This is a genomic window from Thermoleptolyngbya sp. M55_K2018_002 (assembly GCF_015295965.1).
GTDB classification, from domain to species: domain Bacteria; phylum Cyanobacteriota; class Cyanobacteriia; order Elainellales; family Elainellaceae; genus Thermoleptolyngbya; species Thermoleptolyngbya sichuanensis.
This window is the reverse complement of record NZ_DVEA01000316.1, coordinates 1-7,149: the sequence shown is the minus strand read 5'-3', so window position 1 is coordinate 7,149 and position 7,149 is coordinate 1. Positions and strand designations below refer to the sequence as shown.

At 56.8% G+C, this 7,149-nt stretch carries 4 protein-coding genes and 1 pseudogene; 4 read left to right on the top strand and 1 reads right to left on the bottom strand.

The annotated features are described in order from the left end of the window. Nucleotides 1–249, bottom strand: a pseudogene (locus IGS51_RS16220) (hypothetical protein); the annotation flags it as partial. Nucleotides 250–699: 450 nt separating this feature from the next. Between IGS51_RS16220 and IGS51_RS16215 the strand changes: the two are divergent. From IGS51_RS16215 to IGS51_RS16200, 4 genes are all read left to right on the top strand, one after another. Further along, nucleotides 700–1,809, top strand: coding sequence for a glycosyltransferase family 4 protein (locus IGS51_RS16215; RefSeq protein ID WP_367279361.1), 1,110 nt, complete (start codon nucleotides 700–702; stop codon nucleotides 1,807–1,809). A gap of 45 nt (nucleotides 1,810–1,854) precedes the next feature. Next, nucleotides 1,855–3,297 (top strand): undecaprenyl-phosphate galactose phosphotransferase WbaP, encoded by a 1,443-nt coding sequence (wbaP, locus tag IGS51_RS16210; RefSeq protein ID WP_297079806.1) that lies wholly within the window; start codon nucleotides 1,855–1,857, stop codon nucleotides 3,295–3,297. A gap of 31 nt (nucleotides 3,298–3,328) precedes the next feature. Next, a complete protein-coding gene (locus tag IGS51_RS16205) occupies nucleotides 3,329–4,693 on the top strand; it encodes an O-antigen ligase (protein WP_297079804.1) in 1,365 nt (454 codons plus the stop codon). Nucleotides 4,694–4,875: 182 nt separating this feature from the next. Further along, nucleotides 4,876–7,149 (top strand): GUN4 domain-containing protein (locus IGS51_RS16200; protein ID WP_297079801.1); only part of this gene is annotated, 2,274 nt, incomplete at its 3' end.

The window sequence follows — 7,149 nt, the reverse complement described above, 5'->3', positions numbered from 1 at the left end:
CCCCGACACCAGAATCAGCGGATAGCCCTGAACCGCGACGCGCATAATGCCGCTGAAGGCAATGTAGTAGACCATTGCAAAGGCCAGCGGACTGGCGATCGACCAGAGATAGCCCAGAAATTTGCCCTTATAGCGAACCTTGAATTCCTTTTGAAACAGAACGAGTAGCAGGTCACGGTAGTTTTCGAGCTGGTGCTGGTTGAAGGCGAACTTCACACCCCGTTTTTGAATCGGTTTCAGTGCTGTCATAGGCTCGGGCCAAAACGCTCCTCATTCAAACGCCACACTCGCTGTCTACAATCTTCCTGGCTGCTGGTTTCCCGTCCGGTTTCTATTGGGTCAGCCTGCTGGGTTGCGACGGGTGCAGTTTGCAATTATTCACATCCGATGCATGATAATACTCTACTCTAAGGCGCTATGTCTCTAGGTGGAGTTATGGATGGAGTTCTGGATAGAGTGGGTCGGTGGTGGTGAATAGGGCCTGGAACTTGCACTAGAGCTTGCACTGGAACTTGCACTGGAATCTACACTAAAACCTGCACTGGAACCTGCACAGTGAAACCTGCACAGTGAAACCTGCACAGTGAAACCTGCACAGTGAAACCTACACAGTGAAACCTGCACGGACATCTCTTGCAGACCTGTCCGAGATACGCCGTGCCCAAGCCCGATGATTTATTCTGCGTCAAAGACTGTGCCATGAAGATTGCCGTTGTCCATGAGTGGCTGGTCACCTATGCTGGGTCAGAGCGGGTGTGCGAGCAGATGTTGCAGCTTTATCCTGACGCTGATTTATTTAGCCTGGTGGATTTTTTGCCGGATGATTTGCGCTTTTTCATTCAGCATCGATCCGTCAAAACTTCGTTTTTGCAGCATTTTCCGTTTGCGAATCCGCGTTTTCGGGCCTATCTGCCGCTGATGCCGCTGGCGATCGAGCAGTTTGACCTGTCGCCTTATGACGTGATTTTGTCGAGCCATCATGCTGTGGCGAAGGGTGTGATCACTCGCGCCGATCAGCTCCACATCAGCTACGTGCATACGCCGATTCGCTATGCCTGGGAGATGCAGCAGCAGTATTTTCAGGAAGCGCGGCTGCGGGGAGCTAAAGCGGCGATCGCCCAAATCATCCTCCATTACCTGCGCCTGTGGGATGTGGCCTGTGCGAATCGAGTGGATCATTTCATTGCAAATTCCCGGTTTGTGGCGCGTCGGATTTGGAAAACGTATCGGCGGCCTGCGGAGGTGATCTATCCGCCCGTCGCGGTCGATCGGTTCTCACCGGAGGAAAAGCGGGAAGATTTTTACTTTACGCTGTCGCGGTTTGTGCCCTACAAGCGAGTTGATCTGGTGGTAGAAGCGTTTACACAACTGGGCTTGCCGCTGGTGGTGATTGGCGACGGGTCAGAATTTCGGCGCGTGGCGGCCCTGGCGGGGCCAACCGTGCGTCTATTGGGCCGACAGCCCGATGACGTGGTGCGCGACCACATGCAGCGCTGCAAGGCGTTTGTCTATCCGGCTGAGGAAGATTTCGGCATTGCGATGGTGGAAGCGCAGGCGGCGGGTGCGCCCGTGATCGGCTATGGGCGGGGCGGCGCAGCGGAGACGGTGATTCCGGGCAAGACGGGGATTTTGATGCCGGAGCAGACGGTGGCGGCGGTGGTGGAAGCGGTGCGATCGCTCGAAACAGGGGATTTCCACTTTTCGCCCGACGACTCGCGCCAAAACGCCGAACGGTTTAGCCCAGAACGCTTTCGGGCCGAGCTAGCACAATTTGTGGATCAGCAGTGGGCAAAATTTCAGCGGGGATGAGGTAAAGATCCCCTAAAGTAATAGCGTGAGGAGTAACGGAACGCAATGCAACTTAACCGAACCCTACGTCCAGCGCTATCTGCTTTGAGCATTTCTACCCGCACCGTTCCAACACTGGCGGGGATGATTGGCTCCGATTTGCTCATGCTGAGTCTGGCAGGAACGATCAGCGTCTATTTGCGCTGGTTTCTCGACGGCAAGTTTCAGCCGCTCCTCTACTGGCAACTGCTGCCGCTGATGGGCCTGTTTGTGGTGGTGTATGCCGCAATTGGGCTATATCCTGGCGTGGCCCAAAGCCCAGTTGATGAGTTTCGCTGCGTCACCATTGGCACCAGCTTGGTGTATTTTCTGCTGGGGGTGACGATTTTTTTGCAGCAGAGCAGTGAGGTTTATTCCCGCAGCATCTTTGTGATGGCGTGGTTGCTGTCGATTGTGCTGGTGCTGATTGGGCGATCGCTCACACGACACTGGTTTGCCCGCAAGCGCTGGTGGGGCTATCCCGTCGTGGTGCTGGGGGCGGGCAAGACGGGCGAAATGGTGGTTCGCACGCTGCAAAAGCGTCCCCGCATTGGGCTGCGTCCGGTGGTGGTGCTAGATGACGACCCCGCCAAGCACGGCTCGCTGCACGGGGTTCCGGTGATGGGCGGCATTGATCTGGCTCCCATGATTGCGCGATCGCGCCGCATTCCCTACGCCATTGTGGCCATGCCCGGTGTGCCCCGCGTTCGCCTGCTAGACGTGATCGAGCAGCACACCCAGACCTTCGCTCACCTGCTGGTCATTCCCGATTTATTCGACTTTTCTAGCCTCTGGGTCGAGGCGCGAGACATGGGCGGCATCCTGGGGCTAGAGGTGCGGCAGCAGTTGCTCTTGCCGGGGCCGCGCCTAGTCAAGTTTGCGCTAGATCGCATCATTACCCTGTTCGGCGGGCTGCTGGTGCTGCCATTTATTATCCTGATTGCGGTGCTAATTCGGCTCGATTCGCCGGGCCCCATTTTCTACGGGCAGACCCGCATCGGGCAAAATGGCGAACCGTTTAAAGCCTGGAAATTCCGCTCGATGGTGCAAAACGCTGATCAGGTCTTACACGATTATCTAGAAGCGCACCCCAAGCTGCGCCGTTCCTGGGAGCGCGACCACAAGCTCCGCCGCGATCCACGGGTTACCCGTGTCGGTCGGTTTCTGCGGCAGACCAGCCTGGATGAATTGCCCCAGCTTTGGAACATCCTGCGCGGCGAGATGAGCCTGGTGGGCCCGCGCCCGATTGTGGATGAAGAGATTCCGCGCTATGGCGACAAGTTTGCCCTGTATACAAAGGTCACACCGGGGCTGACGGGGCTGTGGCAGGTGTCGGGGCGCAATAATTTGTCCTACAAAGAGCGGGTGAATCTGGATGCCTACTACGTCCGCAACTGGTCAGTGTGGCTGGATTTGTATATCCTGATGCGGACGGTGTGGGTGGTGCTGTCGGGCGAAGGAGCCTACTAACGTGGCGGGGCAAAAAGCCAGACGCGAACCTGTGAGGTTTTGGGGGCAAGCGCTCTCGCTGCGGACGGTGTGGGGTTCCGTGTGGAATTTGTTTTGGGTCAGCCTGATGGCTATGCCCTACGTTTCCTATCTGGGGCTGCTGGGCATGGTGGCGGTGACGGCACGGCTGTGGTGGCGGTTTCGGCGGGCAGGGCTGGACAGGATGACGGGCGGCGGGCTGCTGCTGCTGAGCGGGCTGCTGCTGCTCAGTACGCTGTTTGCCTACGATCGAGGCGAGGCGCTGCTGCAACTGGCGAATTTTTTGCCCTACTTCCTGTTTTTCGCCATTCTGCCCTACTTGTTGAACCGCGCTGAACGGCTTGCCCAGATTGCCCTGGGGTTGGTTCTGATTACCATTCCCATCAACCTGATCAGCCTGGTGGAATACATTATCAAAATTCCCCGAATGCCCGTTTGGTGGCGGCATTTTCCGCTGTTTCGCTGGATTCGAGCCGCCCCCCACAAAGGCCGGGCAATGGTGATGTTTGAGCATCCCAACGCAATGGGCAGCTTTTTGGTGCTGGTGATGGCGCTGGGGTTGGGGCTGATCCTCTATCGACTGGCGCTGGATCGGGCCGTTGTGCCACACAGTCTGCCAGACTCCGCAGAGTCCGTTTGGTCAGACCGCCAACCCGACGCACAAAACGCTGCGGCAACTGCCCTCCAGTCCGTTCCCCTGCGTTTGATCTCCGGCGCGACCTTGCTCAACCTGCTGGGCATTTTCTGCACCGGGTCGCGCAATGCCCTGCTGCTGGCGGTACTGCAACTGCTGTGGTTTGCGCTGGTGGTGGCGCGGTCTAGCTGGAAGACCGTGGCGGCGGCGCTGGGCGGGCTAGGGGTGATGGTCGGCGGCGCAGCGGTGATTGGCATTGGCGGGCGATCGCTCGACTTGGCGACCTGGGCAGACGACCCCCGAACGAAATTGTGGGGCGCAGCGGTGCAGATGGTGGGTGACCACCCCTGGCTCGGCTGGGGCCTGGGCAACTACAAGCTGGTATATCCGCAGTACCTCACGCCCGACCTGATGGCCCTGTCGGATTTTCAGGACATCTCCCATGCCCACAATCTGTGGCTAAACCTGGCCGTGGAGGCAGGCATTCCGGCAATGCTGCTGCTGACGCTGCTGGTGGGGCGGATCTGTGCGCGGGGTGTGCGGCAACTGCTGGCAAAAAGCCTGAAGGCCCCAGAGCATGGCATTCTGTTTGGCTATGTCTTGGGCTTCTTCAGCAGCGTCGGCTTTGCGCTGTTCGATGTGCCGCTATACGATTCGCGGGTCAACGTGCTGAACTGGGTGCTGCTGGCAGGAATTTTTAGTTTTGCTGCCAAGAAACCAGTCAATTCCTCACCTCTACCCTAGAGTTCTCTCGCTGGCTTCCTATCGCAAAACCGTGCTGACCATAATCGTCAGCATTGCCGTTGCAATCAGCCCAAACGCCAGATTCACCACCTGATTCGATGCCTTGCCGAAACCGTCTCTTCAGACATCCCTAATTTTTAGCGATGTAGGCTAAAAAAGAAGCATCTGTTCTCGCACAGCCTATGCACGACGAACCACCACCCAACTCTCGCACCACGATCGAGACAGTTTTCGATCTGCTTGACAACAGGTTAGTGACCTTGGGCATTCCAGGTGCGATTATTGCGGCTGGGTTAAACGCAATTGGCAGCAGTGGATTAGCAGCAGGATTGCCGTATTTCGCAGGAGCGGCGGGCGTGTGGCTAATGATCAAGGTCGGCAAACAGCTATCCCCCAGAATTGACGCATGGCTGGCTTCAGGCATTGCGCTGGGTGAGAGATCTCTCTTAAACACTTGGTCTGCCTTACGCTCGGACATTGAGGGGAAATATCTCAAGCAGCAGGCAAGTCTTTGTACAGAATTCACGACCGACGGCTTCAACCCCGATCGCACGGCAATTCCGCTTCTAGAGGAAGTCTTTGTGCCGCTGGACTTAAGCGGGGCATTAGGGAGCGGAGCATTGGGAGAAATAAGCAACTCCCGCGATCTGGCCCGGCTGCGGCGAGATGCAGAGCTGATGTCGGAAAATCTTGAAATTTGGGATCTGCTGAGACGGACGAAACGCGATCGCCAATTTCGGCAAATCAGCATTCAGGCCAAAGGCGGCATGGGCAAAACCACCCTGCTGCGACACATCGCGCTGATCTACGGACAGCAAAAATATCGAAAACATCGTGCGCCCCGGCTCATCCCCGTGCTGCTGCGTTTGCGCGTCTGGGGTAAAGTTTTGGCGCAAGACCCTCCGCCCACGCTGCCCGAACTCATCACCCAACACTACATTCCTGACCTATCCAGGAACCTCACGCCGCCGCCCCAGTGGGCCGAAAAACTGCTAGAAAAAGGCCGGGCGCTGGTCATGTTTGACGGGTTCGACGAAATTCCAAAATCCCAGCGGCCCCAAGTAAGCCACTGGCTCAGCGCCCAAATGCAAGCCTATCGCGAATCAGTGTTTATCATCACCTCGCGCCCCGCCGGGTTCAAAGACTACACTGCTCAGCGCCCCGCCATACCCATCTTCATCAACAAGCTCACGCCCCACAAGCAAGAAGACTTTATCCGGCGCTGGTATCTCTGCCAAGAGCGATGTGTGCGGAGCGCCAGGCAACTGCCTCAGGCCAAGCAAGTCGCCACTGCGCGATCGAATCATCTCATTGCCCAACTGCGCCAGCGCGAGGCAGAACTGGGCTACATGGCCGAAAATCCGCTGCTGCTGAATATGCTCGTGACCTATCATCGCTTCGACCCACAGCGAGAACTGCCCAAGCAGCGCCTAGAACTCTATCGCGGCATCTGCAAACTCCAGCTAGACGATCGCCCCCGCGCCCGCAATATCCGAATGCTGCTGCCCTACGAGCAAAGCCTGACCGTATTGCAGCAGTTGGCCTTTGCCATGACCCAGAAAAACCAAGCCACAGTTCCAAAGCAGCAAGTGCTGCGATTTCTAGAACAGCAGTCTGTATTCGCCCAGCAGGAGGTGCAGCCAGCCGCCTGGCTAGAGCAAATTTTAGAGGTGAGTGAACTGCTAGTAGAACGGGAACCCAGAGAATACGAGTTTCCGCATCTCAGCTTCCAGGGATTCTTTACGGCGACAAAACTAGCCGAGCCACAAGACCGGCCAACGATCCAAACCAATGCAAAGCTGGTGTTGCAAAACTGGAACGGAGCCGTATGGCGAGAAACCGTGCTGCTCTACACGGCACAACTGCCGCCCAGCCTGCTCGATCAAGTCATCCGCAAAGCCTGTGAACTGGGCAGCGAAGCCGCAGCACTAGCAAACACCTGCGTCGCAGAATATCCCCGCTCCGACGAGCTAAGCCAAAAGCTGGGCAAAGATCTGAGCGAACTCATCGAAAACCTCAAGCGCGTTACCCAAAACTCCAAGTATCAACAGCTAGAGGCGCTGCTGAAGGATGCACAATGGCGCAAGGCAGACGAAGAAACCTATCGGCTAATGATCACCACTGTCGGCAAGGAAGAAGGGCAGTATTTTGATCGAGAGGATTTGGAAAACTTTCCCTGCGAAGACCTAAAGGAGATCGATCGCCTCTGGGTTCACTATAGCCACGGCAAGTGGGGCTTTAGCGTGCAAAAGCGCATCTGGGAAGAGTGCGGCAGCCCAATGGACTACAATGCTGATTGGGAAAAGTTTGGCGATCGCGTCGGCTGGCGCAAGGACGGCGACTGGTTGAGATACAGCGACCTCACATTCGACCTTCTAAAATCTCTACAGGGAGAATTTCCTGTTTATGGCGTTCGTTTGGGTAGTGGGGGGTGGGTATTCATTTGGGTATTCTCT